Genomic DNA, 2,430 nt, shown 5'->3' with positions numbered 1-2,430 from the left:
GCTGCACCCCTTTGAGGTAGCCCTTGAACGCGGCCCAATACCAGAGTTTGCAGTAGTCTTTGCGTGCCCCATTTTGGAGTTCGACTTCATTTTCCCTGGCCTTGTATGCAAATATCCGTCGCGTGCGACAATCCAGGCAGAACGGCGCGCTAAGGTTTGCGCATGCTTTTGGGTTGAAGTACTGCTTGATATATTCATCGTGTTCGGCATCATGTGTGTATCCAGGCATATTCCTTGGATTCAAGCTCGGCACCGTGATCGAAAGCGGGTCGAACCACACGAGCAGTCGCACGCGGACACCACGTTTGCCCGCGGCGATCAACAGGTCGCCATACGTCGTTCCCCGCGGCCATTTACCACCTGCGTCGCGCACCAGTTCCATACCGGGGTCGAAGCCCCAGAAACAGATATCGATGCTCTCTTTGGCAGCCTCGATTTCCTTGGCGATATCGGCAAAGCCTTTTTCACCGCAAATCATCATCGTCAACTTGCTGTTATCGGAAATCGGATGCGTGTCGCATTTGTTTTCCAGTAACCACTGCGCCGAGCTGCTCGATTGCCGCTTCTGTTCGTTGGTGTGGATGGTCTGTATTCGTTTGATTGGATCGGTCATGGTGCAGCTCCAGAGATGGTGATTGATCGCTCAGTCGTGCTGCCGATCTGGCGGCGTGTCGATCGATGCCGTCGCCGCGCCAGGCGGCGATTTCCCTTTCTCCTTCGCCGTGACATTCAGCAAAAACTCCTCGCCATCCGCCATCACGATGCGGTAACTGGGCGTGCCTGCCTGATGGCGGATTTTTGCTCGACCAAACTGGTCGGTCATGCCGTCTTCGACTTTGGTGTCGCCTTTGTAGAGGGCATAGGCGAGATATTCATAATTGCCGCCGGCGGGGTGGGCGCGCATGTCGTGGTACAGGTGTTCCGGCTCGGTCGACTCCGGCAAATCGTCATGTTTTGGCGTCGGTGCATCCGATTGCGGCCGGTTTTTTGGGGCCCGCGTTTCGAGATTGCCGTGAAACAGCGTCGGTGACGGCGTAAAAAACTGTGTCGTGTCACTGATTTCCAGCATCGCCGTGCCGCCGTGCAGGCGCACGCCCTTTTTGCCGCGAATATCCACCCAATCGGTCTCGCTGATAAGCGTGAGCACCTTGTTGGCAATGGCGGTAATATCGTCGGATTGGGCCTGGATATGCACCTTGCCGGCAGCGGCAATCAGACGCATCCCTGCCTTGTGGACGAACAGTCGAATGGCGTTGGTGACGCTGGCAAGCAGGCTGTCGCCGGTGGCAATCGACAGGTTCTTGCCAGTGGTAAGCGCGGTGTGGTCGGCGCTTGCCAGGTGGGTGGATTGTTTGCTGGTCGACGCGATGCCGGCAGGGCTGGCCAGCACCAGGTGCGGGGCTGCCAATTCTGGAAATATGGCGGCGTCTCCGACGCCGGCAATGGTGTCGTTCTGGTCCTTGACGCTTGCTGCAACGTCGATCTGGTCGCCTTCCGCATGGGGCAGGTCGTGGCGATGCGCGGCATCGGCCATGGTCTTTTGCAAGGTAGCGGCAGCGACCAGGCGCCTGGTGCTCTCGTCCATGGTTTTTACCGCGCCCGCGGCGCGGGCACGCGCTTCGGTGGTCACCAGCATGCCCTTGCCGGCGCGCAGGACGCCCCAGGCCTCGGTATGCAGCTCGAACCCCTCGCCACGTTCATCCTTGCGCCCGGCGTTGTCCTCAATGCGCGTGATGTGCCCCAGCGACAGTTGGCTGCACTGATGATCGCTTTTCAGCTGCGCCTGGATTTTTCCTTTGGTATCGTCAAGGATCAGGTGATTCCCGCGCGTGCCGCCCCCCATTTCCCGGCTGCGCAAGCCTGCCAGCGGCGCCTGCTCCGGCAGCGCCCACGGCGGCATGTGCAGGCTGTTGTAGACCGCACCCAGTATCAAGGGGTGATCGATATTTCCGTCAGGGTAGACCACCGTGACTTCCTCGCCGACACGCGGCAAGCGAATCTGGCCGAACTGATGGCCAGCCGCCGGCGCCATCACACGAATCCACGGCGAACTGTTTTCGTCGTACTGCCCCAGCCGGTCCCAGTGCATCTGGATCTTGACCCGGCCATAGCTGTCCGTATGAATTTCGCTGCCAGCAGGCCCGACGACAATCGCCGTCTGCACGCCAGGATTCATGCAGGCTTTGCTGTTGTAGCCGCGACCGGGGCGCCAGCGAATCCTGCTGCGAACGCAGGTGAAGGTATTTTTGTAGTGCGACGGCGCGCCGGGTCCGGCCTGGTAATTGTTGCTGGCCTCGTGCCGCACATCGAGAATCAGGTATTCGCGCCTGCCGATGCTGGCACGCGGCTCGGAATCGTATTCCATCGAGCGTGGCTCGGCGCTGAAATGGCCGCCGAGTTTAAAAACGCGGCCGGGCTGCACCGTGCGAT

The 2,430-nt window shown here is 59.9% G+C and carries 1 protein-coding gene and 1 pseudogene; both read right to left on the bottom strand.

The annotated features are described in order from the left end of the window. Positions 1–613, bottom strand: a pseudogene (locus V6M87_RS27120) (phospholipase D-like domain-containing protein); the annotation flags it as partial. Between the two features lie 30 nt (positions 614–643). Next, the coding region (locus tag V6M87_RS27115) for a type VI secretion system Vgr family protein (protein ID WP_332879787.1) at positions 644–2,430 on the bottom strand (1,787 nt) is incomplete at its 5' end.

The organism is Massilia sp. S19_KUP03_FR1 (assembly GCF_036688685.1).
Taxonomy (GTDB): Bacteria; Pseudomonadota; Gammaproteobacteria; order Burkholderiales; family Burkholderiaceae_D; genus JALYUM01.
The sequence above is the reverse complement of the archived record's forward strand: the minus strand, read 5'-3'. Positions and strand labels throughout refer to the sequence as shown.